27 protein-coding genes and 3 pseudogenes are annotated in these 23707 nt (G+C 44.7%); 28 read left to right on the forward strand and 2 right to left on the reverse strand.

From position 1 onward, the window contains the following. Positions 1 to 11: 11 nt before the first annotated feature. Entirely contained in the window at positions 12 to 479 is a 468-nt protein-coding gene (locus AABI20_RS06655; RefSeq protein WP_047975045.1) for a DUF2798 domain-containing protein, read from the reverse strand. Between the two features lie 394 nt (positions 480 to 873). Between AABI20_RS06655 and AABI20_RS06660 the strand changes: the two genes are divergently transcribed. From AABI20_RS06660 to AABI20_RS06700, 9 genes are all read left to right on the forward strand, one after another. Next, positions 874 to 1926, forward strand: a complete 1053-nt coding sequence (locus AABI20_RS06660) for a 2,3-butanediol dehydrogenase (RefSeq protein ID WP_338347192.1) — start codon at positions 874 to 876, stop codon at positions 1924 to 1926. A 226-nt stretch (positions 1927 to 2152) separates the two neighbouring features. Then, entirely contained in the window at positions 2153 to 3205 is a 1053-nt protein-coding gene (locus AABI20_RS06665) for a 2,3-butanediol dehydrogenase (protein WP_338347194.1), read from the forward strand. Positions 3206 to 3373: 168 nt separating this feature from the next. Further along, complete coding sequence (locus tag AABI20_RS06670; RefSeq protein WP_255360191.1) at positions 3374 to 3799, forward strand: CopY/TcrY family copper transport repressor; 426 nt, start codon at positions 3374 to 3376, stop codon at positions 3797 to 3799. A 58-nt stretch (positions 3800 to 3857) separates the two neighbouring features. Continuing rightward, entirely contained in the window at positions 3858 to 4229 is a 372-nt protein-coding gene (locus AABI20_RS06675) for a cupredoxin domain-containing protein (protein ID WP_338347196.1), read from the forward strand. A gap of 54 nt (positions 4230 to 4283) precedes the next feature. After that, positions 4284 to 4553 (forward strand): cupredoxin domain-containing protein, encoded by a 270-nt coding sequence (locus AABI20_RS06680; protein WP_047975050.1) that lies wholly within the window; start codon positions 4284 to 4286, stop codon positions 4551 to 4553. Between the two features lie 29 nt (positions 4554 to 4582). Beyond that, the gene (locus tag AABI20_RS06685) at positions 4583 to 6529 is read left to right on the forward strand and encodes a copper-translocating P-type ATPase (RefSeq protein WP_338347198.1); all 1947 of its coding nucleotides are present in this window, start codon (positions 4583 to 4585) and stop codon (positions 6527 to 6529) included. A gap of 245 nt (positions 6530 to 6774) precedes the next feature. After that, positions 6775 to 7317 (forward strand): PadR family transcriptional regulator, encoded by a 543-nt coding sequence (locus AABI20_RS06690; RefSeq protein ID WP_338345464.1) that lies wholly within the window; start codon positions 6775 to 6777, stop codon positions 7315 to 7317. Continuing rightward, on the forward strand, positions 7314 to 8873 hold the full coding sequence (locus tag AABI20_RS06695) for a DHA2 family efflux MFS transporter permease subunit (protein WP_338347200.1): 1560 nt from the start codon (positions 7314 to 7316) through the stop codon (positions 8871 to 8873). The genes AABI20_RS06690 and AABI20_RS06695 overlap by 4 nt, the downstream gene beginning before the upstream one ends. A gap of 21 nt (positions 8874 to 8894) precedes the next feature. Continuing rightward, the gene (locus tag AABI20_RS06700; protein WP_338347202.1) at positions 8895 to 9200 is read left to right on the forward strand and encodes a DUF2316 family protein; all 306 of its coding nucleotides are present in this window, start codon (positions 8895 to 8897) and stop codon (positions 9198 to 9200) included. Between the two features lie 43 nt (positions 9201 to 9243). Here AABI20_RS06700 and AABI20_RS06705 read toward each other — a convergent pair whose 3' ends face one another. Further along, on the reverse strand, positions 9244 to 9621 hold the full coding sequence (locus tag AABI20_RS06705; protein WP_047975055.1) for a hypothetical protein: 378 nt from the start codon (positions 9619 to 9621) through the stop codon (positions 9244 to 9246). Positions 9622 to 9951: 330 nt separating this feature from the next. On the opposite strand from AABI20_RS06705, the gene AABI20_RS06710 reads away from it, so the two are divergent. The 19 genes and pseudogenes from AABI20_RS06710 (at position 9952) to AABI20_RS06800 (ending at position 23706) form a co-directional block, all read left to right on the forward strand. Then, positions 9952 to 10092, forward strand: a complete 141-nt coding sequence (locus AABI20_RS06710) for a hypothetical protein (protein WP_161795091.1) — start codon at positions 9952 to 9954, stop codon at positions 10090 to 10092. Between the two features lie 315 nt (positions 10093 to 10407). Then, on the forward strand, positions 10408 to 10890 hold the full coding sequence (gene hisJ, locus AABI20_RS06715) for a histidinol-phosphatase HisJ (RefSeq protein WP_338347204.1): 483 nt from the start codon (positions 10408 to 10410) through the stop codon (positions 10888 to 10890). An 11-nt stretch (positions 10891 to 10901) separates the two neighbouring features. Further along, positions 10902 to 11156, forward strand: a pseudogene (locus tag AABI20_RS06720) (histidinol-phosphatase HisJ); the annotation flags it as partial. 3 nt (positions 11157 to 11159) lie between these two features. Then, positions 11160 to 11246, forward strand: coding sequence for a PHP-associated domain-containing protein (locus tag AABI20_RS06725; RefSeq protein ID WP_235271962.1), 87 nt, complete (start codon positions 11160 to 11162; stop codon positions 11244 to 11246). Between the two features lie 382 nt (positions 11247 to 11628). Further along, positions 11629 to 13245 carry an ATP phosphoribosyltransferase gene (hisG, locus tag AABI20_RS06730; protein ID WP_338347206.1) on the forward strand — a complete coding sequence of 539 codons (1617 nt, stop codon included), beginning with the start codon at positions 11629 to 11631 and terminating at the stop codon, positions 13243 to 13245. Further along, a pseudogene (hisD, locus tag AABI20_RS06735) lies at positions 13242 to 14528 on the forward strand (histidinol dehydrogenase). The gene hisG and the pseudogene hisD overlap by 4 nt, the downstream one beginning before the upstream one ends. Beyond that, positions 14521 to 15111: an imidazoleglycerol-phosphate dehydratase HisB gene (gene hisB / locus AABI20_RS06740; RefSeq protein ID WP_338347208.1), complete on the forward strand. Its 591-nt coding sequence runs from the start codon at positions 14521 to 14523 to the stop codon at positions 15109 to 15111. The pseudogene hisD and the gene hisB overlap by 8 nt, the downstream one beginning before the upstream one ends. A 16-nt stretch (positions 15112 to 15127) precedes the next feature. Next, positions 15128 to 15745: an imidazole glycerol phosphate synthase subunit HisH gene (hisH, locus tag AABI20_RS06745; protein ID WP_338347256.1), complete on the forward strand. Its 618-nt coding sequence runs from the start codon at positions 15128 to 15130 to the stop codon at positions 15743 to 15745. Beyond that, positions 15742 to 16494, forward strand: a complete 753-nt coding sequence (gene hisA, locus AABI20_RS06750) for a 1-(5-phosphoribosyl)-5-[(5-phosphoribosylamino)methylideneamino]imidazole-4-carboxamide isomerase (RefSeq protein WP_338347210.1) — start codon at positions 15742 to 15744, stop codon at positions 16492 to 16494. Before hisH ends, hisA begins: the two co-directional genes overlap by 4 nt. Beyond that, a complete protein-coding gene (gene hisF, locus AABI20_RS06755; protein WP_338347213.1) occupies positions 16454 to 17218 on the forward strand; it encodes an imidazole glycerol phosphate synthase subunit HisF in 765 nt (254 codons plus the stop codon). Before hisA ends, hisF begins: the two co-directional genes overlap by 41 nt. Continuing rightward, positions 17215 to 17586, forward strand: a complete 372-nt coding sequence (gene hisI, locus AABI20_RS06760; RefSeq protein WP_338347215.1) for a phosphoribosyl-AMP cyclohydrolase — start codon at positions 17215 to 17217, stop codon at positions 17584 to 17586. Before hisF ends, hisI begins: the two co-directional genes overlap by 4 nt. A 50-nt stretch (positions 17587 to 17636) precedes the next feature. Further along, on the forward strand, positions 17637 to 17951 hold the full coding sequence (gene hisE / locus AABI20_RS06765) for a phosphoribosyl-ATP diphosphatase (RefSeq protein WP_338343816.1): 315 nt from the start codon (positions 17637 to 17639) through the stop codon (positions 17949 to 17951). A 4-nt stretch (positions 17952 to 17955) separates the two neighbouring features. Continuing rightward, positions 17956 to 19050 (forward strand): histidinol-phosphate transaminase, encoded by a 1095-nt coding sequence (hisC, locus tag AABI20_RS06770; RefSeq protein WP_338347217.1) that lies wholly within the window; start codon positions 17956 to 17958, stop codon positions 19048 to 19050. Between the two features lie 150 nt (positions 19051 to 19200). Then, positions 19201 to 19602, forward strand: coding sequence for an acetyl-CoA carboxylase biotin carboxyl carrier protein (locus AABI20_RS06775; protein ID WP_338347219.1), 402 nt, complete (start codon positions 19201 to 19203; stop codon positions 19600 to 19602). Then, positions 19602 to 20945, forward strand: coding sequence for an acetyl-CoA carboxylase biotin carboxylase subunit (locus AABI20_RS06780; RefSeq protein WP_338347221.1), 1344 nt, complete (start codon positions 19602 to 19604; stop codon positions 20943 to 20945). Before AABI20_RS06775 ends, AABI20_RS06780 begins: the two co-directional genes overlap by 1 nt. Next, positions 20946 to 21344: a putative hydro-lyase gene (locus AABI20_RS06785; protein ID WP_338347222.1), complete on the forward strand. Its 399-nt coding sequence runs from the start codon at positions 20946 to 20948 to the stop codon at positions 21342 to 21344. A 9-nt stretch (positions 21345 to 21353) separates the two neighbouring features. Then, positions 21354 to 21698 (forward strand): D-glutamate cyclase family protein, encoded by a 345-nt coding sequence (locus AABI20_RS06790; protein WP_338347259.1) that lies wholly within the window; start codon positions 21354 to 21356, stop codon positions 21696 to 21698. A gap of 10 nt (positions 21699 to 21708) precedes the next feature. After that, positions 21709 to 22458 carry a LamB/YcsF family protein gene (locus tag AABI20_RS06795; protein ID WP_338347224.1) on the forward strand — a complete coding sequence of 250 codons (750 nt, stop codon included), beginning with the start codon at positions 21709 to 21711 and terminating at the stop codon, positions 22456 to 22458. A 20-nt stretch (positions 22459 to 22478) separates the two neighbouring features. After that, positions 22479 to 23706, forward strand: a pseudogene (locus tag AABI20_RS06800) (NRAMP family divalent metal transporter). The last annotated feature ends 1 nt before the right edge of the window (position 23707 follow it).

The following is a 23707-nucleotide window of genomic DNA, read 5'->3' on the forward strand; positions in this document are numbered from 1 at the left end:
TTTTGTCTAGCTTAGTTTTTAGCTGGTGCAACGGGCCCTTGGGCCTTTGCTAAAACAGCGCGAGCGATTGGGCCGACCACCAAGATTTGCATAGGTAAAGCCAAAAGCAGGTTAAAAATCCAAGCCTTTGGATAAGCTGACAGTGAGTGACCGTTGATTAAAACACCAAAGAGGGACATGCAAGTAACCATGCCCAGAACCATGAGCATGGAAATGGTCAGAGGAATCTGAAGACCATCAGTTGCTTTGAAGCGGGGGATGATGTGTTTAAAGGCCAGCATCTTAGCTAATGGACCAACGAGGAAACCGTCGCAAGCCATGGCGACGATTAAAGCGACGGGGTAGCCGACAACGACTTCGTGCCAGAAACCATCCGTCAGTCCCTGAGCGAGGTAAATATTGTAAATGGACATGCCTAAGACCATCAGGCCAGCCATCATCAACATGAAAATCAGTTCTTCTTTAAAATTACGTGGCATTCATCAATGCTCCTTTTCTTAGTAATTCCAACTTAGCATATAAAGTTTTTTCTCGTAAGTAAGGATTTGATGAGAATTAATAGAAAAGCATGGTGAAAGTGAGAGGTGTTAAAATGTTCAATCTAAATTAATGACTTATTTTGTTCAAATGGGTAATCAATACTAAAAAAGTGGAATGGGGAATGATGCACTGTTTTCACTGCCAGTGGGGTGATAGTCGGACTGGCAATCATTTTTCAGCTTTTTTGATGAGGTAGCATTCTAAATTGTCATTTAGAAAATAACCAGCGTCAAAGTGATGACAAATATCCGATTTCCTGTTATGCTGTAACTAATTTGGAATATTAATGCAATGATATTGCGGTAAATTCGTTGATTTTTACAGGAGTTTTACATGAAGGCAGCTGTTTGGCATGGAACCAAAGATATCAGAATTGAAGAAGTGAATCTTAAACCACTGGCCAGCGATGAAGTGACGATTAAGGTGGCTTATGCTGGGATTTGTGGCAGTGACCTTCATGAATACCAAGAAGGACCAGTCTTAATTCCAACGACTTTCCCTGATCCATTGACAAATGAAGCGGCACCGATTGTTCTTGGTCATGAATTTTCAGGAGTGGTTGAAGCTGTTGGAACCGATGTTTACGATTTTCAGGTGGGCGATCACGTGGCGGTCAATCCTGCAATTACCAAGAGAGAATCCCCTGACGATGTCGATGTTTATGATGGTTATAGCTTTATTGGACTGAGTAATGATGGTGGTCTAGCGCCCTATGTGAATGTTTCGGTTCAAAACCTTTATCATTTGCCACAGAACTTTTCGTTAAAATCGGCCGCAGTAATGGAACCAGCAGCTGTTGCCGTTCAAGCAGTCAAGGAAACGGACCTGTCTTTTGGTCAGACTGTGGTCATTTTTGGTGCTGGTCCAATTGGCGTGTTGTTAGCAGAGGTCGCTCGTGCCGCAGGTGCTTCACGGATTGTTGTTGTTGACCTAGCAGAAGTTCGTTTGCAAAAGGCTCTTGAAATTGGGGCGACTGACACGGTCAACGCGAGTCAAGTAGTGGATGTTGAACAAAAAATTGCTCAGATTTTGCCGGACGGAGCGGATGTATCTTTTGAGGTCGCGGGCGTTCAGGAAACCTTTGACCAAGCAGTTGCTGTAACAAAACCGCGTGGCTTTGTTGTGGTGGTTTCGATTTTTCCGCAGCCAATTCGTTTAGATATCCGTAAGCTCATGAATGCGGGTGTGCGGATTGTGACTTCCATTGCTTATTCACGCCAAACTTTTCAACAAACGGTTGATTTAGTAATCAGTGGCCAACTTAAGGTCGAACCGCTAATTACTTCTGAGATTCGCTTAGCTGATTTCTTGAAGAAGGGTTTATTACCGTTAATCGGTGATCCATCTGAAGAAAAAATCTTGGTGAACTTAACCAAAAGCAAATAAATCGTGCGAAAAAGCTTTCAACGATGAAAGCTTTTTTGTTTGTTCTAAGGTGAGGGAGAATGTTTAGATATTAGTTACGGTTTTCGCATTAATTTGTTTGATAAAAAACAAAATCAGCATAAAAACAGCGTTTTTACTGATAAACAGTGTTATAATGTACTTGTATCATGATATAAAGTTCACAATAATTAACTAACACTGGTTAGTTAATGGAAAGAGGTTGGTCATGAAAGCAGCTATTTGGCACGGTAAAAAGGATGTAAGGGTTGAGGAAACTGATTTACCAGAGCCTAAAGAAAATGAAGTCCGGGTTAAGGTGGCCTATGCTGGTATTTGCGGTAGCGACCTGCATGAATATCTAGAGGGGCCGGTTTTTATTCCGACTGAGTTTCCTGACCCCTTAACTGGGGGGCAGGCACCTATCGCAATGGGGCACGAGTTTTCTGGTCAAATTGATCAGCTTGGTGCAAATGTCCATGATTTCCAAATTGGCGATCATGTGTCCGTTAACCCAACGATTACCAAGGGTGTGCTACCCGATAATGTGGATGTCTACGATGGTTATAGCTTTATCGGACTGAGCACGGACGGTGGTTTTGCTGGTTACGTCAATGTCCCAGTTGAAAACTTGTATCCATTACCGAAGGATTTTTCCTTGAAATTAGCAGCGGTCATTGAGCCAACTGCGGTCGCTGTGCAAGCGATTAAGGAGGCCCATCTCACCTTTGGACAAACCGTTGTGATTTTTGGTGCTGGTCCAATTGGCGCGATGGTCACAGCTGCTGCGAAAGCGGCCGGTGCAACCAAAATTGTTGTTGTTGATTTATCGACCATTCGGTTGCAAAAAGCACTTAAAATGGGTGCTACTGATATTATTAATCCAAGTGAGGTCAGCGATGTCGTGGCAGCTGTCCGTCAGATACTACCGGAGGGGGCAGACACTAGTTTTGAAATTGCTGGTGTGCAAGCAACTTTTGATCAAGCCATCAAAACGACAAAAGCGCGTGGTTATATGGTTGTGGTCTCCATTTATGCTCATGCTATCCAATTTAATCCAATGGCGTTAACGAATAGTGGGGTCAATTTAACTTCGACGATTGCCTATTCGCGGCAAACTTTTCAGCAGACGGTGAACCTGGTAACAAGTGGCCAAATTAATGTGGCACCGATTATTACCAGTGAGATTAAATTAGACGATATTATCACGGATGGTTTTGATGTTTTGACAACCGACCAATCGCAGGCGAAGATTTTAATTAACCTAACGCAAGAAAAATAAGGCTTGTATTAGCCATTAACCAATGATTAATCAGAAACATTTCCAAATTTGGGAATGTTTTTTTATTTTACTATTTACAAACGTAAACTATCAAGTTATACTCATTGTGTTGTTTACAAATGTAAACACGATTTGTTTTGATGAACGGAGGACAGGATTATCATTAACATCACTGATACCGAACAAGCGGTTATGCGGATTATTTGGACGAAGAAACGGGCAACGGGTCGTGAAATTGTTGAAGAAGCTCAGTTATCGCATGACTGGTCAGCTTCAACCATTAAAACGCTCATCCGGCGTTTGACAGATAAGGACATGATTGCAGTCGACAAATCAGAAAAGGTCTTTACCTACGTACCGGTTGTAGCTGAAAACGAGGCAACCGACTATAACGCGAACCGGTTCTTTGATTCTGTTTGTGATGCCTATAAGGGGACGCTCTTAACGGCACTCATCAAAAAAGAACCATTGAGTAAAACGGATATTCAAAATATCCGGGCGATATTAGATGAACGCGAAGCAAGTGCTCCGGACCAGGTTGCTTGTCATTGCCTTCATGAAGATGATGATTCTTGTGCAATGGCCCATCATTAAAACAAAGACTGACGAACTAACAGGCGGTGTTCACAAAAACAAAAATCGGGAGTATTTTATGGATAAAATTTTGATTATGCTGGCTGGTCTAGCGGCAATCGCCTTTATTATTTGGTGGTTCTTTGGTCAACATAAGGTTGATAGTGCAGAAGCGACTCTTGATGACAACCAGCAAACGATTGACATTCATGTCGACGGTGGTTATTCACCTGAGCATATTGTTTTGAAGCAGGGAGTGCCAGCGACCTTGAATTTCACTCGCACCGATCCTTCTGGATGTTTGGATCACGTGGTATTTACTGATTTTGGCATTAACCAAGAGTTGCCACAGGGACAAAAAGTGTCGCTAAAAATTAATACTGCCCAACCAGGTCAATACCAATGGGCTTGTGGCATGGATATGTTCCATGGCCAGATAACTGTGGAATAAAATTTTTCATATCAATATAAAATTAATAAGTTTACTTATAAAAAGGAGATAATCATGGCAGAAAAAGTAGAACAAACAGTCACAGTTGACGGACAATACCAACCAAACGTGGTGACTTTCCAAAAAGGAGATCAAGCAACCTTAACTTTTAAGCGCGTCAGCGAAAGTGGTTGTTTAGACACTGTTCAGTCACATGATTTTGGCTTCCAATCAAAGTTGCCATTAAACGAAGAAATCAGTTTTACCATCCCAACTGACCAGGCCGGCGAATTTGAATTTGCTTGTGGCATGAACATGGTCAAGGGAAAGGTCATCGTTCAATAGGTTCAAAGGGTTTAAGAGGTAAAGAACAAATGCAAAAATTGACAACCAGTCGGCGCTTTATTATTGCTTTGATTTTTTCAGTGCCGATGCTTGTTAAGATGGTTTTGATGCCCTTTGGTTTTCACTTGCCGGGTGGCACCATTACAGAATTTGGGCTGACGACGATTGTCATGGCGGTTTCTGCTGCACCATTTTTGAAGTCATCCTGGTCATCCTTTAAGAAGCACCATTCCAACATGGATACCCTTGTGGCGATTGGGACAATGACGGCTTACCTATATAGTATTTATGCAATGACTGTTGGACAGCCAGTCTTCTTCGAAGGAGCGGCCTTGGTCGTAACCTTTATCCTGTTAGGACAAGTTTTTGAGGAACGGATGCGTAAAAATGCTTCCAGTGCCGTTGAAAAGTTGTTAGACCTTCAGGCGAAGAATGCTATCGTCATTCGCGATGGGCAAGAAGTCACAATTCCATTAGACCAAGTAGTCACTGGCGACTTAATCAAAGTCTTACCTGGACAAAAAATTGCCGTGGATGGGACCATTGTTGATGGTCAGTCAACGGTTGATGAGTCAATGGTAACTGGGGAAAGTATGGCAGTCGAGAAAAGGGCGGGCGATGCCGTCATTGGTGCAACCATCAACACCAATGGTTCCTTTGTCTTTAAGGCCGATAAAATTGGTGAAGAAACAATGCTTTCTCAGATTGTGGAGATGGTGAAAAAGGCTCAAACCAGTCGGGCACCAATTCAGAATTTGACGGACCGGGTTTCGAGTATCTTTGTGCCGGTTGTCTTGATTCTGGCGATTGCGACCTTCTTGATTTGGTACGTCTTCCTTGGCTCCGCCTTGTCAACGGCGTTGGTCTTCGCTATTTCAATTTTAGTAATCGCTTGTCCTTGTGCATTGGGTCTGGCGACACCAACCGCCCTGATGGTTGGTACTGGCTTGAGTGCAAAGCACGGTATCTTAATTAAGAACGGTGAAGTACTGGAAGCCGTGAACCAAGTGAAGACGGTTATCTTTGATAAGACTGGGACGATTACGGTTGGTCAACCAGTCGTGACTGATGTTATCGGTCCGGAAACAAAGATTATGACTTTGGCTGGGCAATTGGAAAAGAATTCAGAACATCCTTTGGCAATTGCCGTATTGGATTATGCTGAAAAATTAGGTTTGAATAACCAAGAGAGTGCGAAGAATTTTGCAGCGATTGAGGGACAGGGTGTTACAGGCGAAGTGAACGGTCAAACGGTCTTTGTTGGGAATACCCGGTTATTGGCCGAGCGCCAAATTGATCCTGACTTGCAAAAGAAGATGCAAGAATTACAGGCCGAAGCCAAAACCGTGGTCTTAGTTGGTGAAGCAGAGCGTGTGATTGGTTTGATTGCGATTCAAGATGCACCAAAGGCCAGCTCGAAGAAGGCGATTGCTGACTTGAAGGCACGTGGATTGAAGACCGTTATGCTGACTGGTGACAACCAATTGGTAGCAGAGGCAATTGCTGACCAAGTTGGTATCGACCAGGTGATTGCGGAAGTGATGCCAAACAATAAGGCGGATCATGTTCTGGCCTTCCAGCAAGAAGGTGCTGTTGCCTTTGTTGGTGATGGAATCAATGATGCACCGGCACTTTCAACTGCCAGCGTCGGGATTGCAATGGGGTCTGGAACAGATGTTGCCATCGAATCTGGGGATATTATCCTAGTTAAGAACGATTTGCAGGATGTGGCGACAGCCATTGAGTTGAGTGCCAAAATCTTTAATCGGATTAAGCTGAACTTATTTTGGGCCTTTATTTATAACGTCTTGGGTATTCCCGTTGCAACGGGTCTCTTCTATGGCATCGGCTTTATTCTAAGTCCTGAATTAGCCGGGCTCGCCATGGCCTTTAGTTCGTTATCGGTTGTAACAAGTTCACTGCTATTAAACAGAACAAGGTTAAAAACTTTAACTGCCAAGAAATCTGTGGCATAAAAATTAGGATGGTCATCGCTGAGATGACCATCCTTTTTTGCCTTTTTTTTATTTTTATGGCTACTTTTTTGTTTGGTAGATGAACCCTAAAATTCGGGGTTCATATCATTTTCAACCGTTTTTTTCTAAGTTGGTTTGAAAGCCTTGCCTTTTTTTGAAATGGGTGTATAGTAATTTCGGTTAACAAGTTGAAACGACCTGTCATTTCGACTTGTTAAAGGAAATTCATTAAAAGGAGGCTGTTGATGTACGATCTGTTGATTTTATCAATGTTGAGTTCACGAGACATGTCGGGCTATAAGCTCGCCATTGTTTTAGGCTCGACAGTGGTACCCAGACGCAAGATATCAAATGGTGTTCTATACCCAGTTTTAAATCGGATGGAAAAGGCCGGTTTCATTCAAAGTGTCGACGGGAATGTCCGGAATTCAAAAATCTTTCATATTACCGAGTTAGGCCACGAGCGACTAATCGAATTAATCAACGAGCCGGTCGCCCAGGATGCCAATCGTGATAATTCCTATCATTTTAAGTTCCGGTCCTTTTCGTATTTGGCAAAAGATAAGAAAATAGAAATTTTAACCGATTATCGCAATGCCATTTTAACGGACCGTAATGTTTACCAGGACTTGTCCACGCACTATCGAAAAGAGACAAAAGATCACCCCGAGCGGGCTGATTTTTACCGATGGGGGCTGAAAACAATTACCTTAAAGGATAACCTGGCGCTAGCCAAGCTGGCCTGGATTGATGAATCTCTGCAAGAATTAAAGGAGAATAAAGCATGAATAATACAAACGAGCGCTCGACGAAGCGCTGGTGGGCACTCTTAGCCTTATCTTTGGGTGTCTTCATGGGCTTGTTGGACGTGAATATCGTCAATGTTGCCTTGCCAACGATGGTGAAGAGCTTTCATACGACTTTCAGTAACGTTCAATGGGTCATTAGTGCCTATACCATTTCATATGCTGTCGTGATTTTAGTTTTGTCAAAATTGGCCGATATGTATGGTCGCAAGAAGATGTTTTTGACATGTATGATCATCTTCGTGGTTGCTTCCGGAGTGAACGGATTAGCACCAAGCTTGTTAGTCTTGGACATCGGCCGTGCCGTTCAAGCCTTTGGTGGTGGTGGATTGATGACCATCTCAATGGCTTTGGTCGCTTCCATTTTTGAAGGAAAGGAACGTGGCTTTGCCATGGGAATTCTAGGTTCTGTGATGGGACTTTCAACGGTTTCCGGTCCTTTGATTGGTGGTATCTTGTCTGAGGCCTTTGGTTGGCCAGCCATTTTCTACGTTAATGTGCCAATTGGTATTTTTGCAGCCATCTTAGTTTGTTTGACGGTAGCAGAAACACCAAGTTATGGTCAGGGACAAAAGATTGACTTTGCGGGTATGTTTCTTTCAGCTGTTGCCATCTTTTCAGCCGTCTTTGGTTTAATTCAAAAGGAAGATAACCCACATTTGGCTTGGACGAGTCCTAAAATTGCGCTGTGGTTGCTAGCTGCAGCTGTCTTATTGGCAATCTTTATCTTTGTTGAATTGAAGATTGACAAGCCAATGATGAATCTAGCACTCTTTAAGAACAAGAACTTTGTCGGAGCGGTTTTTGTTGCCTTTGCATTAGGGTCCGCTATTTATTCAAACAACGTTTTCTTGACGTCTTTGATGCAAAACTATATGGGTTATTCAGCCTTTAGTACGGGTGTCCGTCAGATTCCATTAACGATGTGGGCGCTTTTTCTTGGCCCAGTGACGGGTTACTTGAGTAGCAAGTTTTCAACGCGGAAGCTGATTTCTGGCTCATTGTTATTGTCTGCCTTGTCTTTCTTGGCCTTCTTAAACGCAATGACAACCAAGTTAGCTTATACTGATTTGCTCGTGCCAATGGCTTTGTTGGGAATTTCAAACGCTTTGATTAACCCATTGTTGAATACTGCCGGTTTGGCCGGTGCCAAGCCAGAAGAAATCGGGATGACGTCTGGTTTGATTAACGTCTTCCGTCAATTGGGTGTTTCTTTTGGTGTCGTCATCCTTGGTTTGTCACAAACGAACCAGTATGACAACTATTTGAACAACCACATGACCTTTACGGGTGTTCCGACAGAAGTTCTTGCTGTCATTAAGCATGCCTTAATCGATGCCGGTCCATTTGCCAGCCAAGCTTTTGTGACCAGTGCTAAGATGACGCACTTACCATTCCACTCGACATTGAAGGCCGTGACTGATAACGCCTTCTTTGCCGGCATGCGTGGTGTGACGGTTGCTTCACTTTTGATTACTGCTGTTGGTGGTGTTTTGGCTTTCTGCTTGTTGCAAGATCCTGCTAAAAAAGAAAACTAGGAAAAATCAGGAGGGGATTTGATGTCATTAACAGTAGATGAGCAAGTCGCCACACGGGCAGAATTGCAGAAAAATTTTGCGATTCTGAATTGGTCGGTTGACCGGGTTGCGGCTGCATTGCAAACAACGCCGGAACACTTACAAGCTGTTTTGTCGCTGGAATCGGCCTATATTGAAGAACCCTGGATTTTAAAGCGCTTTTTAGAAGAAAAAATTCGCTTAGCAGGTCGAGAACCGGTGCCGTTTACGGCCCTTATTGGTAATCCTGAAGATTATTGGTTTTTGAAACAACGTCGCATTCAAAGTGGTATTCTTGCCCCTCAATAAGTAAAAAAAGGCCAGCACTCAGATTTTGAGTGCTGGCCTTTTTTTAATTTTTATGAGTGTGCCATTCGAGTAGGTATACTAGTGCCGCCGGCAGCAAGATTACTGCGATGAAGACTGGGTAAACGCTGACACTATTTTGTGTTGCCATTTGCCAATCGATTTCTTGCTGGTAAAGAAAATTACCCGAAAAGGCAAAGAGCCCAGTTAAAATCATGGTCATCAACTTGAAGTAGCGGGGACGAACCAAGTTATCGTTTTCGCTATTTTTCTGTAGTGGCAAAAGGGCAATTGCCACGGTAGCAACAAAAAGGCTAAAGGCCAAATTATACTCGATTGGACTGAGGTGCCTGGATAAGCCTGTCAACGCTAAGGGTATTAATGCCAGTAGGAACAGTGGATTTCTTTTTTGATTTTTAAACAAGTAATCTTCTCCTTAATTTTTTACTTCTCTTGAATCCAGGTACGATTTTAACATGATTGCTCAACGAAATGCAAAGTCAACAAAATAACAATTGTACTGTGGCTGGATAAGAGGAAAATGGCGGTGGGTGATGACCTTGACCCCTTGAATGGGTGGAAGGAAGGTAGGGAACCGATCACTGATTTTATGAAGAAACTATGAAAGGGAGATTACAGCTGTCAAAAAAATAATTAAAAATTAATGTTGCTATTTTGACAAAGCGTTGTATAATTCAATTAAGGAAATGGCCGGCCGTTTCCTAAAAGGATTAAGTTCTTGGAGGTACTGTCTATGAAGAACAAGTTTTCTCTGAACACAAAGATGATGTTGGGCAAAAACTCAGCAATCGTAAACAATTCCTTGGCAAACGCCAAATCCTTGCAGGCATCGTTCTTTATGAAACGTGAGGCCAACTTGGTCAGTCCAGGTTAGGATGGAAGCGAAGTCACAAAAAATTCATCCTACAACAAGTTAAAATCTTGCAGTCGTATGGACTGTGCCCCGAAAGGCCTACACTTTCGGGGTTTTTTAGTGCTTAAAACTCAGCTGGACCATGGCGATTTTTTGGTTAAAAGAGCAAAAACCGATTTAGATGGACGGTTAGATTTCATAATTAGTGGGTACAATTGAAACTGATTGTTTGAAAGGTCTTTTTGAGTAAAAGTATCTATTTACCTAGGAATATGATAGCATAGTGGTGTTTTATTAGTCTTGATGAAGAAAAGATGAGAAGGAGTCTTTGAGACGATGAAGAAAGATGGCCACACGCACACGCGCTTGTCACACCACGGAAGTCAGGAACCCCTTGATTTATATCTTGAACGAGCAATCGAACTTGGTTTTACCGATTATGTGGTGACGGAGCATGCGCCCTTACCAGAGAGCTTTTTAGCTACTTATGCCGGACCGAGAAGTCAGGATGATGACTCGGCCATGCTTGCCAGTGAACTGGTCGCTTACAAAGAAGAAGTTGCTCGAGTGAAAGAAAAATACGGGGAAAAAATCCGTATCCATCAGGGATTTGAGGTTGATTACTTACCGGGATACGAGGCTGAAACGCAGGTCTTTTTGCAAGAAAATGCTGACTGGATTGATGAAATTGTCCTATCGGTGCATTTTTTGGAAAATGATTATGGTTTGATTGGACCGATTGATTACGATCCCGACCAGTTAAAACGTTTTTTTCAACGGGATTACAGGATCCGCAGGCCTTATTTAACAAGTACTTAACTGCAGTTCAGCAAAGTATTGATTTTGACACGGGTTTGTCAACACCAGTTCGGATTGGTCATATTACATTGATTCGTAAGTTTCAAAAGTATTTTGACTTTCCTGGTTTTGACCAGGAAAACCAACAGAAAATCACTGCTATTTTGACGAGCATTCTAGAAAAGGGTTATGAATTAGACGTCAACGCCGCGGGTTTGCGCAAAGAATTTTGTGGTGAAAGCTATCCAAATTCAACAATTTTACGTCAGGCTGTTGATTTACAGGTGCCGATGACCTATGGATCAGATGCCCACGAGGTGGCCGATTTAGGCCTGGTCTATAACGAATTGTCGGCGATTATTAATGAAAAACAATGAGGATGTTTATTATTTGATTAAAAAATAATGATAAAAAGTATTGAGAAAGGAAAATAAAGTTATAGAATGAAAATAACTTAATAGTAATACGCAGAAGTTAGACAAGTAATTATTGGTTAACTGTACAGGGAGTGCTCAAGCTAACGCATTGAGATGAGTGCCAGCACCAAGATGAAAACACACTAACGAGCAGATTAGTCCAAAAACTAACCCGGTTGTTTCCGATATCAAACAGGCCTTTGTTAGAAGGTTATTGAGCATTTTTTGCGTAAGCAAGAAGTGGAATGTAGGTGGGAACACGTGAAAACGTCCTTACAAACTCGATTCGAGTTTGTTTGGGCGTTTTTTTAGTTGGTTGAACCAATCAGAAAGGGTACAAACAATGAACAAAAAGATGTTAGCTGCAGGATCGCGTGATGAATATGGTGAAACGTTGAAAGAGAAGCAGGAAATTGAGCAAACCATTATTAATGTTTTGAACGATCAAGGTTATATCCCCGTCAGCACACCATTGATCGAGCAAGAGAATGTCTTTGACCAATATCAGGAAAAGAAAGTTTTCCATCTGCTTGACCACATGGGTGAAAAATTAGTTTTACGGCCTGATTTGACCCTACCAATTGCTCGCTTTCTCGCGGCGAACCAAACGACGTCAACTGTGACCCGTTTGTACTACCTCGGCGATGTCTTTCACCAAATCGTGAATCTATCGGGTGACTACAACCAGGAAACGCAGGCCGGGATTGAAATTATTAGCGAACAAAGCTTCGAGGCAGAAATTGAAGCCTTAGAGACGATGTTAGCCTTTGCCCAGCGCTTTGGCATTGTCGATGTTCAGGTTGTCCTGAGTGATGCCCGGTTGATTGACTTGATTTTGGGGCAATTTGATTTGGACGACCGCATCCGTATTGAAATGAAGCAGGCAATTGAGGAAAAAAACATTTCCCGCTTTGAGCAATTAAAGGCACAGATTCCTGATTTCCCAGCCGAGTTAGCCAACTGGCCGCTGGCATTTGGCGAAAACGGGGAGTCGGCCATGGAAAAGCTCCGACGAATTCCGGCAGTGAAGGAAATTATGGATGATTGGGTGCGTTTAGCAGACTACACGCACCTCCACTATCCCGATGTGGCCGTGACGGTCGACTTGGCCGCCGTTTCACCGCAACCATATTACACCGGCACCATAGTTCGTGGCTTTGTCCCAAGTCTAGGTGACTATCTCTTTTCTGGGGGGCGCTACGACCGACTGCTTTCAAAAGCCGACCAAGAAACGGTTCCGGCCATGGGCATGGCCTTAAAAGTTGAAACGGTCTTAGCTGACCGGCAACGTGATTTGTCTTCCTTATCGGCCCAAGACCCGATTGTTGTGGTTTTGGCCAAGGGACGGGTCGAACAGGATGTGCGTCCATTACTGAAAAAGGCCGGTGTCGATACGAGTCAATTGGACAATCCGGCGCGTAAATTAGTCTTCGACACGGCCGACAACCGTTACCGTTTTATCCTAGTAAAGGCCAACGATGTGGTGAAGTACTTGGACCAGGGAATTGGTGATGTCGGCATTGTCGGTTCGGACACGATTGCCGAACAGGAACAAAATCACTATGACGTGTTGGATTTGCAAACCGGGAAGGCAGAGTTCGTTTTAGCAGCCTGCGAGGACTTCGAACCGGAAAAAATCAGCCGACTCCGCATCGCCACGAAATATCCCAAGTTAGCCAGTCAATACTTTCACGACCAGGGAGAGGATGTCGAATTAATCAAGCTCGAAGGGTCCGTTGAATTGGGGCCAATTACCGGTTTGGCTGATGGCATTATTGATATTACCCAAACTGGTCGAACGCTGGTTGAAAATCATTTACAAATTTTCGACCGAGTTGGCCCAGTAGCGACTCACTTCCTGGTTCGTAAGGGGTCCTTGCTCCAGTACCAAGATGAGTTGACGACCGTTATTAAGCGCTTAGCAAACCTAGTTGCACCGAAAGAAGAGGTAAAAGAATGAAAATTATTGAAAAAATGACACCAACAGCCTTAGCCGAATTGAGACAGCGGTCAGATACGAATCGACAGGATGAAGTTTTGACGCAGCAAGTTCAAGATATCATTGCCACGGTCCAAAAAAAGGAGGACCAAGCGTTAAAGGAATATAGCCAAGCCTTTGACCGCGTTCAATTAAACGACCTCCGGGTGCCAGCGGCTGCGATTCAAGCCGCCTTTGATCAAGTTGACGAAAAGGTCGTTACGGCGTTGAAAGAAGCCGCCGAAAATATTCGGTCCTTTCACCAGTTGGAACGGGCTCAGTCCTTTGAAGATAAAAGTCGTCCGGGTGTGATTCGAGGTACCAAGGTGACACCACTAGCTGCCGTTGGAATTTATGTTCCGGGTGGGACGGCCGCCTATCCATCTTCTGTTTTGATGAACGCCATTCCAGCTAAGATTGCTGGCGTGAACCAAATTGTGATGGTGACGCCACCACAAGCAAAGGGGATTAATCCGGCGGTCCTCGTGGCTGCCTCGATTGCTGGTGTTGATGAAATTTACCAAATCGGTGGTGCCCAGGCCATTGCAGCGCTGGCATTTGGGACTGAAACAATTCCGCAAGTTGATAAAATTACGGGACCGGGGAATGCCTACGTCGCCGAAGCAAAACGTCAGGTCTATGGGACCGTGGCCATCGACATGATTGCCGGTCCTTCAGAAATCGGTATCCTGGCCGATGAGACGGCCAATGCCAAGAATGTGGCCGCTGATTTATTATCCCAGGCTGAGCACGATGTGCGGGCACAAGCCATGCTCGTGACCAATTCGGCCGATCTGGCACAGGGGGTAATGAAAGAGGTTGATGAACAATTGGCTAAACTACCTCGGCGCGAGATTGCCAGCCAATCAATTGCCAACAATGGTGTGATTTACCTGGTAGAAACGGTCCAAGAAATGCTGGATACGATGAATAAGCTGGCTCCTGAGCACTTGGAAATTCAATTGAAGAACCCAAGTTCGTATCTAGATCAAATTCAAAATGCTGGTTCCGTCTTTTTAGGACCTTTAGCCTCTGAACCGCTCGGAGACTATCTGGCTGGACCGAACCACATCTTGCCAACCGGAGGGACAGCTCGTTTTTCTTCGGCCTTGGGGGTTTGGGATTTTCAAAAGAAAATTCAATACTTAGAATATGACCAATAAGCGCTCGTAAAAGATGCCCCATTCGTAACGGCCTTAGCACGAGAAGAGGGACTAGAAGGGCACGCACGAGCAATTGAAAGTCGGGTGAATGCAGATGACTAAACGACAAGCGACGATTGTTCGCAACACAAAGGAAACGCAAATCAGCCTGAAATTGGACTTGGATGACCAGAGTCCTGCAACAATTTCCAGTGGCATTGGCTACTTAGACCACATGCTCAATTTGTTTGCTAAGCATGGTCGCTTTGGCCTTGAAATTAAGGCCACGGGTGATTTGGAAGTTGATAGTCACCACACGACAGAAGATATCGGCATCGCCTTGGGCCAGGCCTTTGCAGAAGCGTTGGGAGACAAAGTTGGTATTGAACGTTATGGTGCCCAATTTGTGCCGATGGATGAAACGTTGACCCGGGCGGTGGTTGACTTATCTGGCCGTTCATACCTCGTCTTCCAAGCTGATTTAACAGCCCAACGACTTGGGACCTTTGAAACGGAAGTCGTGGAGGACTTTTGGCAGGGCTTTAGCGACCAGCTACGAGCCAATGTCCACATCGAAGTTTTGTATGGTCGTAATACTCACCACAAAATTGAAAGTATGTTCAAGGCAATGGGGCGGGCGATGCGCCAAGCCGTGACGATTAATCCGGAAATCAAGGGTGTCAATTCGACCAAAGGGACGATTTGAGAAAGAAGAGGATCAGATGACGATTGTGATTGTTGATTATGGAGCTGGTAATGTGTTGAATGTGGCCAAGGCCATTGAATACACGGGTATGTCGGTCAAGATTTCAAAGGATCCGGCAGACATTGCCAGCGCGGATGGCCTGGTGGTGCCGGGCGTGGGGGCTTTTGCGAAGGCGATGGACCAACTCAAAGCAGCTGAACTAGTGGAGCCCATTAAGGACTATGCAAAATCGGGCCGCCCATTGTTGGGCATTTGCTTGGGCATGCAGCTTTTGTTGGATTCATCGACAGAGTTTGGTGAAACGGAGGGCTTGGGTTTGATTCCAGGTCAGGTAGTTGCCTTACCCCAACAAAAAAATTATAAAGTGCCGCAAATGGGCTGGAATAAAAACGAGGTTCGGTTGGAAAATCCGTTGGCTAAGACGATTGATGATAAGTATACGTACTTCGTCCACAGCTATTACGTGGTGACGGACAAAAAATATATTGCGGCAACGGTTCCTTACGGTCAGGTTGCAGTACCAAGCATTGTGGTGAATAAGAATGTGATTGGCGTCCAGTTCCACCCTGAAAAATCAGGACTGGATGGGCTGTCACTTTGGCAAAGTTTCCAAGAAATGGTGGTGGGCGTATGATTTTTCCAGCGATTGACCTGCTTGGCGGCGAATCAGTTCGTCTCTATCAAGGTGATTACCAAAAGAAGATGGTGGTCGAAAAGGATCCACTTACCCAACTGCAGGCCATTGAAGCGGCAGGTCTACGGCAGGTTCACTTGGTTGACTTGGATGGTGCCAAGAAAGGGTTGTCCGTTAACGCTGATTTGATTCGACGCTTACGAGAAAATAGCGATATTTTCCTTGAATTAGGCGGTGGAATTCGCACCCTGCAACAGATTGATGATTACCTGCAACTCAGGATTAATCGGGTTATTCTCGGATCAATTGCCGTGACAAATCCTGAATTGGTGCAGGAAGCGGTTACCCTCTTTGGCCCAGAAAAAATTGTGGTCGGTGTTGATGGCCAAGATGGTCAAGTGAAGACGGCAGGCTGGACTGAGGCCAGTCAACAAAGTTTTGCAGAAGTCGTTTCAGCCATGACTGCCCTGGGAGTGACCAACTTTATCGTGACCGATATTAGTCGTGACGGCACGCTTTCGGGTCCGAATGTGGCCCTACTAAAGCAATTGCAGCAAGACTTTCCCGCAAGTCGTTTTGTTGTCAGTGGCGGTGTCAGCACACTGGCCGATATTGCAACGCTACAGGAAAACGGGTTGGTCGATATGATTGTTGGTCGTGCGCTATATGACGGTGATTTGACGTTGGCTGATTTAAAGGAGGCAGAAGATGGGGTTAGCGAAACGAATTATTCCAGCCTTGGATATTAAAAACGGCCAAGTTGTCAAGGGAATTTCCTTTGACCAGATTCGCGCCGTTGGCGATCCAGTGGTATTGGTCAAGCGTTACCAAGAGATGGGTGCCGATGAACTGGTCTTCTTAGATATCACGGCCACGATTGAAGGCCGGGCCACAATGAAATCAGTTGTCGACCAGGTCTCAAAAGAAATTTTCATTCCACTGACGGTTGGCGGTGGAATTCGCTCACTGGATGAGATGACGAGTTTGATTCAGGCGGGGGCCGACAAAATTTTTCTGAATTCGGCTGCCGTTAAAGATCCAGGTCTAGTGACGGCCGGGGCACAAGTCTTTGGTGCCCAAGCAATGGTCGGGGCAATTGATGCGAAATGGGACCCTGCCAAGGGATTTTATCGCGTTTATGTTTCAGGAGGGACGAAGCCAACGGAACTCGATGCGATTAAGTGGGCGCAAGAGTTGGTTCAGGCTGGCGCTGGAGAACTGTTGGTGACAAGTATTGATGCTGATGGCCAGAAAAAGGGCTATGATTTACGGCTTTATCAGCAATTAACCGCGGCTGTCGATGTTCCGATTATTGCCTCTGGCGGGGCTGGTACAACCAAGGACTTTGTTGATGTCTTTGCTGACGGTTTTGTTGATGCTGCTTTGGCTGCTTCGGTTTTTCACTATAACCAGATTGCCATTCCTGATTTGAAACGAGATTTGCAAGAAGAACAAGTGGAGGTCCGTCTATGACCCAGGTAACAGCTGATTTTAATAAGGATAACCAAAACGGTTTGATTCCAGCAATTGTCGTGGATGCCAAGACCAAGGCGGTGCTGATGCTTGCTTATATGAATCAAGAAAGCTATGAGAAGACGATTGCAACGTGCCAAACCTGGTTTTGGTCGCGCGAACGGCAAGAACTTTGGCACAAGGGCGCAACCTCGGGCAATACCCAAAAAGTGATTTCGATGACGTTGGATTGCGACCAAGATACGGTTTTAATTGAAGTTGAACCAGCAGGACCGGCCTGCCACACGAATGCTTACTCCTGTTTTTTCAATCCGGTTGACTCACTGGAAAATCAGTTCAGTCAAGACACAGTGGGCAGTCAGTCGTGAGATAAGCTCGTCAAAATCGTTTATCGCTACTTCTTTGAAAGGAAAACAAAATGGAACAAACAATACAAGAACTCTATGACCAAGTTTTGGAACGAAAAGAAAATCCGGTAGAGGGGTCTTATACCGCTTACCTTTACGATAAAGGACTGGACAAAATTTTGAAGAAGGTTGGCGAAGAAAGCACCGAGGTGATTGTTGGTGCCAAAAACAGCCAAGCAGAACTAACGTATGAAACCGCTGACCTGTTTTTCCACTTGATGGTCCTGTTGGTTGATCAGGGGATTAGCTTAGCAGACATTCAAGCAGAACTTGGCTCGCGGGTCGGCCAAAAGTCCAAATTACACGAACGATCAGATTGGCGGTGAACTTATGAAAAAATCAGTTGCAGCATTGAAAGCCTATCAGGCAGAACAACCCCTTGAAGCTATTAAAGACCAGTACCAATTGGAAACGTTGGCCCGTTTGTCGGCCAACGAGTCGGTGTATGGTCCAACACCAAAAGTTAAAGAAGCGTTAGCGGCGGTGACCTTTGACCGATTGAACTATTATCCAGATGGTTCCGCGCAAAAATTGCGCCAGGCGGTGGCTCAATTAAACCAAGTGGATCCCGAAATGTTAGTTTTTGGTGTGGGTGCCGATGAATTGATTCAATTGTTAACCCGACTAGCGCTAGAACCAGGACAAAACATCATTGTCCCTGCACCAACTTTTGGTGAATATGCCATTCATGCCCAAATTGAGCAGGCAAAAACGAAGTCGGTTGCCGTTGATGCCAGCACTGGTCATGTGGACTTTGAGGGCATTTTGGCTGCGGTGGATGACCAGACATCGATGGTCTGGTTGGCGAATCCCAACAATCCGACAGGCGTTTTGGAATCTGCTGCAGACATTCAAGGACTCTTGCAGCAATTACCAGAGTCCGTTTATTTAGTCGTTGATGAGGCTTACATCGATTTTGCTGATACAAGCGACAATACTGTCGTGCCACTTTTGGCTGACTATCCAAATCTGATTATCTTACGCACCTTATCGAAGGCCTACGGATTGGCCAACCTGCGGATTGGTTACGGCATGATGGATGCAGCATTAGCCCAAAAGTTGAATGCTGTTCGCTTGCCCTATAACTTGTCTGATTTTCAAATTGAGGCCGGCACGGCTGCTGTTTTGGATCAAGACTACCTGCAAAAAACGGTTGCAAAGGTTCAGGCTGAACGCAACAAGTTTGAAGATTTTTTGCGAGAAAATCAGTTTGAATTTTACCCTTCACAAACAAACTTTTTATGGGTTCAAGTGGGTGACGCTAAGCCCTATGGACAAGCTCTCTTGAAAGAGGGCTTGCAAATCAGCCAGCGTTTAAGCCCAAGTTGGGTCCGAATTACCCTGGGCCAGCCAGCCGATAATGAACGAATGCGACAATTGTTGGTTAAAATCCGAGAAGAAAATAAAGAAGAAAAGCCGGTTTAATATCGGCTTTTTTAGAAGATATATGAGAAAAATAGCGCTAAAGTGGTTCTAATCTGTGTCATGAAAGCTGATCAAATAATGTAAAATCCATTTTTTAAACCTAATATGTTAAATAATGATGAGACTATTATGATATTGATGGGGGAAATGATGAACAATACAGACATTAATTCATTTGTTAGTTTGTTAATTGAGAACAATCTAACCCATCTTCACTTTAAAAATAAGGATTATGAAATCGAACTGAGCAAGGAACCAGGGCAACAGGCCACCGTTAGTCAGCCAACGAAGGGTGTCGAAACGAACGCATCAGCTGAGCAGTTCATTTCTTCTTCTCTTGTCGGGACCTTTTATTCCGCGCCATCACCAGAGTCGGACAAATTTGTCCAGGTTGGTGACCTGGTGACCCCAGAGACGGTTGTTGCCATTATCGAGAGCATGAAAATGATGACTGAAATCTCAGCCGGGGTTAATGGCCGAATCGATGCAGTCCTTGTGGCTGACGGTGACGCCATTGAATATGGTCAAAATTTATTTAGGATTGTGCCGTGATGGAAATTCAAAAAAGAAAGAATAAAATTTTAATCGCCAACCGTGGTGAAATTGCTGTCCGCATTATTCGAGCGGCTCAATTATTGGGCCTGCAAACGGTTGCTGTTTATGCGGAACCTGATCAAGATGCCTTACATGTGGCCATGGCCGATGAGGCAGTTAAAGTGGGGCCAGCGAGTCTTGCTGAAAGTTATCTTAATCAGGATGCCATCTTAGCCGCAGCCGAAATTACAGGCTGTACTGCCATTCCCCCCGGATATGGCTTGTTATCAGAAAATGCTGATTTTGCGCAACTTGTCGAAGAAAAAGGTTTTATTTTTATCGGACCAACGGCCAAAACCATTCGCATGATGGGGAATAAATCAGCAGCGAGACAGGAAATGGCTAAGATTGGCGTCCCCATTGTGGCTGGAAGCCATCAATCATTTACCGAAGCACCCCGGGGCCTGAAGCAGGCAGAAGAAATCGGTTATCCGGTGATGCTCAAAGCAGTCGGCGGCGGTGGCGGAAAAGGCATGCGGGTGGTTGAGCGAGCAGAAAGTTTTACTGGTGAATTTCAACTAGCTCAGCAGGAAGTGATGGCCGTCGCCAATGACAAACGTATGTACTTGGAAAAATTTGTTGACCGGCCCCGTCATATTGAGATTCAAGTTCTAGGCGATGGCAACGGTCACGGATTGGTGATTGGCGACCGCGATTGCACCATTCAACACCGCCATCAAAAGATGATTGAGGAAGCACCAAGCGTTTATCTGGATGAGAGCACACGTCAGGAAATGTTTTCACTGGCATTGAAGGCCACAGAAAGATTGAACTACCGAGGTGCCGGTACCTTTGAGTTTCTTTATCAGGGTCCTGGTCGCTATTACTTTATGGAAATGAACACTCGAATTCAGGTGGAACATGCCGTGACAGAGGAAAGGGCAGGGATTGACTTGATTGGTACCCAGTTGGCATTGGCCTTTGGGACGAGTATCCAAGCCCTTGAACATCATGAACAGCCCGTAGTAGCAATCGAGGCCAGAGTTCTCGCTAAAAGCGCTGGAAAAATTACCGGCTTGCACCTACCAGCCGGTCTTGGTATCCGCATTGAAACGGCTATCTATCAAGGCTATCGGGTACCATCGAATTATGATGCCATGATTTTAAAAATCATTGCGACTGATTTTTCAAGAGAAAATGCGTTGAAACGCCTACGAGTAGCCATTGATGAGACCGTTATCCTGGGCGTTGAAACGAATTTGGATTTGTTAAGCAAAATCTTATATCATCCTGATTTTATTGCTGAAGATAGCCGAACGGATATCAATTGGCTTGACCGTCAGCTGGAAGGAGAAAATTAAATGGCACCAGCAGAATTTCGTCATTTGGTCCGCAATAATCAATTTGTCAGCCCAACCGCTGGCATCTGCCCGGGCTTTTCACAGGCAAACTTGATTATTTTACCAAAAGAAGACGCGTATGATTTCTTATTGTTAGCGCAGCGCAATCCAAAACCGATTCCAATATTGGAAGTGAGTGAATTGGGGCAACGCGGGTTAAAAAGATTAGGTCAGGACCTGGATATCGCGACAGATATTCCAAAGTATCGGGTTTACCAGGATGGCGTTTTAGTCGACGAGCCCCTATCAATTGAAAAGTATTGGTCAGATGACTTTGTCAGTTTTTCATTCGAAGACCTGCTACTGGAAGCTGGAATTGAAATTCGGCATATCGAAGAAAAAGTAAATGTGCCAATGTAGCAAACGAATATTCCATTAGAGAGTGCCGGTCAGTTTTCCGGCAATATGGTGGTTAGTATGCGGCCAATTCCGGCCAGCCAGGTGACCAAGGCGGTTCAGGTAACTAGCCGGGTTCCAAGCGTCCATGGGGCCCCAATTCAAATCGGTCATCCAGAAGAAATTGGGATTACGCACTTAGACAGTCCAGATTTTGGTGATGCCGTCACGATTAAAGAGGGTGAAATTCCTGTCTTCTGGGCCTGCGGTGTGACGCCTCAGGCAGTGGTTATGAACACAATGCCACATCTGGCGATTACTCATGCTCCGGGCCACATGCTAGTTACTGATTTAGCAAACCGAGAATTAATCATCTAAGGAGAAAGCGATGCAAATTGATTTAAATTCGGACTTGGGCGAGAGTTTTGGAAAATATAAAATTGGCCTCGATGAAGAAGTCCTAAAACAGGTCACATCAGCCAATATTGCCTGCGGGTTCCATGCCGGTGACCCAACCGTCATGAAAAACACGGTGGCCTTGGCGTTACAAAATCAAACAGCGATTGGGGCTCATCCAGGCTTCCATGACCTTCAGGGGTTTGGTCGCCGAAAAATTGAGATGGCGCCAGCAGAAATTGAGGCGTTGGTGCAATATCAAGTTGGCGCTTTAGCTGCTTTTGTGCCGGGGCACCGACTCCATCACGTCAAAGCGCATGGCGCACTCTATAATTTAGCAGCAAAGGACCGCCAAGTTGCTGATGCCGTTGTTGCTGGCATCAAAGCCGCTGATGAGCAAACGGTCATTTACGGCTTAGCTAACAGTGAATTAATCAAATCAGCCAAAGCCGCTGGAATGAAATTTGCGCAAGAGGCCTTTGCCGACCGGAATTATGAGGCAGATGGATCGCTCGTTTCACGTAGCCAACCAAACGCCGTTATTACCGATCCAGCTATCGCTGCCAAACGGGCAGTCAAAATGATTCAAGACCAAGCAATTACCGCCATTAATGGTGATGTCTTGCCAACAGCCATCGATTCGATTTGCGTGCATGGCGATAATCAGGTGGCTATTTCCTTGGTTAAACAGATTCGAGAAGCATTAACTAAAGAGGAAATTTCGATTACTAGTCAACTATAAAAATAAAACGGAGCATTGATATGGAAAGTAAAGCGATTGTAAATGAAACAGCGCCACAAAAGCGCAGCGCCCGTTCAGTAGCAATGGGGGCGGCCTTCGTGATGGCCATGGCTGCTGTCGGCCCAGGATTTTTAACTCAAACGGCGACCTTTACTAGTAAGCTGGGACCAAATTTTGGTTTTACGATTTTGGCAACGATTGTCATTGATATTATCGTTCAACTGAACATTTGGCGAATTATCAACGTTTCTGGTAAGCATGCCCAGCAAATTGCCAACGAGATTTTCCCAGGGTTGGGCTACTTTTTAACCTTTTTAATTGTTGTCGGCGGCTTTTTCTTTAATATCGGTAATGTTGCCGGAGCCGGATTAGGACTAAATGTACTGTTTGGCATTTCGCCAGAAAATGGGGCTGTGTTGGCCGCCATTTTTGCCATCGTTATTTTTTTGGTTCGCAACGCACTTGTTGTGATGGATCACACGGTTCAAGTTCTAGCAGTCGTTAAAATTGCCATTTTGATTTACATTCTCTCCGTTACAACCGTTCCCGTTAGCAGCGCCTTAACACACACTTTTGCGCCAACGAGTATTGATTTTTATTCAATCGTGACGATTGTTGGTGGAACAGTTGGGGGGTTATATTTCATTTTCTGGCGGCCACCGCTTATTAGAGGGTGGTGTTCGTGGAAAAGAAGGGTTGAAGTACGTTAATGAAGGAGCCTTAACGGGCATTGGTATCGCATCTGTTATCCGGATTATGCTCTTTCTAGCCGGCTTGGCAGTTGTCATGGCTGGTCATAAGTTGAACGCTCTGAATCCCGCAGCCGATATCTTTAAAATTGCTGCCGGTAATTTTGGCTTTAAGTTTTTTGGCCTATTGCTGTTTGCAGCCGGTATGACGTCAATTCTGGGATCAACCTTCACTTCCGTTTCTTTCCTGAACTATTCAAATGATGCTGCTGGTAATCAAAAATTCGAAAAAGCACGGCCAATCTTGGTGCTCGCCTTTATCGTCCTGTCAACATTGTTCTTCTATTTGATTGGTAAGCCAGCTCAAATCCTCGTGATTGTGGGAGCCGTTAATGGCCTGATTTTACCAGTCGCCTTGGGTATTCTTTTGATTGGTGCGAGCAAAACAAAAATTATGGGTGCAGCCTATAAGCATCCAATCTTGCTAAGTGTTCTTGGTTGGATTGTAGTCGCTTTCATGACTTTTTCCGGTGTTGAAACGCTAATCACAACATTTTAAA

It is taken from the genome of Fructobacillus cardui, assembly GCF_963580785.1.
GTDB classification, from domain to species: Bacteria; Bacillota; Bacilli; order Lactobacillales; family Lactobacillaceae; genus Fructobacillus; species Fructobacillus cardui.

Coding starts and splice junctions, on each gene's coding strand:
- AABI20_RS06660 (WP_338347192.1), top strand. CDS start 874: ATGAAGGCAGCTGTTTGGCATGGAACCAAAGATATCAGAATTGAAGAA.
- AABI20_RS06785 (WP_338347222.1), top strand. CDS start 20,946: ATGGCACCAGCAGAATTTCGTCATTTGGTCCGCAATAATCAATTTGTC.
- AABI20_RS06680 (WP_047975050.1), top strand. CDS start 4,284: ATGGCAGAAAAAGTAGAACAAACAGTCACAGTTGACGGACAATACCAA.
- hisC (WP_338347217.1), top strand. CDS start 17,956: ATGAAAAAATCAGTTGCAGCATTGAAAGCCTATCAGGCAGAACAACCC.
- hisF (WP_338347213.1), top strand. CDS start 16,454: ATGGGGTTAGCGAAACGAATTATTCCAGCCTTGGATATTAAAAACGGC.
- AABI20_RS06695 (WP_338347200.1), top strand. CDS start 7,314: ATGAATAATACAAACGAGCGCTCGACGAAGCGCTGGTGGGCACTCTTA.
- AABI20_RS06795 (WP_338347224.1), top strand. CDS start 21,709: ATGCAAATTGATTTAAATTCGGACTTGGGCGAGAGTTTTGGAAAATAT.
- AABI20_RS06675 (WP_338347196.1), top strand. CDS start 3,858: ATGGATAAAATTTTGATTATGCTGGCTGGTCTAGCGGCAATCGCCTTT.
- hisB (WP_338347208.1), top strand. CDS start 14,521: ATGACTAAACGACAAGCGACGATTGTTCGCAACACAAAGGAAACGCAA.
- AABI20_RS06655 (WP_047975045.1), bottom strand. CDS start 479: ATGCCACGTAATTTTAAAGAAGAACTGATTTTCATGTTGATGATGGCT.
- AABI20_RS06780 (WP_338347221.1), top strand. CDS start 19,602: ATGGAAATTCAAAAAAGAAAGAATAAAATTTTAATCGCCAACCGTGGT.
- AABI20_RS06775 (WP_338347219.1), top strand. CDS start 19,201: ATGAACAATACAGACATTAATTCATTTGTTAGTTTGTTAATTGAGAAC.
- AABI20_RS06685 (WP_338347198.1), top strand. CDS start 4,583: ATGCAAAAATTGACAACCAGTCGGCGCTTTATTATTGCTTTGATTTTT.
- AABI20_RS06710 (WP_161795091.1), top strand. CDS start 9,952: ATGAAGAACAAGTTTTCTCTGAACACAAAGATGATGTTGGGCAAAAAC.
- hisA (WP_338347210.1), top strand. CDS start 15,742: ATGATTTTTCCAGCGATTGACCTGCTTGGCGGCGAATCAGTTCGTCTC.
- AABI20_RS06690 (WP_338345464.1), top strand. CDS start 6,775: ATGTACGATCTGTTGATTTTATCAATGTTGAGTTCACGAGACATGTCG.
- hisJ (WP_338347204.1), top strand. CDS start 10,408: ATGAAGAAAGATGGCCACACGCACACGCGCTTGTCACACCACGGAAGT.
- hisI (WP_338347215.1), top strand. CDS start 17,215: ATGACCCAGGTAACAGCTGATTTTAATAAGGATAACCAAAACGGTTTG.
- AABI20_RS06700 (WP_338347202.1), top strand. CDS start 8,895: ATGTCATTAACAGTAGATGAGCAAGTCGCCACACGGGCAGAATTGCAG.
- AABI20_RS06725 (WP_235271962.1), top strand. CDS start 11,160: ATGACCTATGGATCAGATGCCCACGAGGTGGCCGATTTAGGCCTGGTC.
- hisE (WP_338343816.1), top strand. CDS start 17,637: ATGGAACAAACAATACAAGAACTCTATGACCAAGTTTTGGAACGAAAA.
- AABI20_RS06665 (WP_338347194.1), top strand. CDS start 2,153: ATGAAAGCAGCTATTTGGCACGGTAAAAAGGATGTAAGGGTTGAGGAA.
- hisG (WP_338347206.1), top strand. CDS start 11,629: ATGAACAAAAAGATGTTAGCTGCAGGATCGCGTGATGAATATGGTGAA.
- hisH (WP_338347256.1), top strand. CDS start 15,128: ATGACGATTGTGATTGTTGATTATGGAGCTGGTAATGTGTTGAATGTG.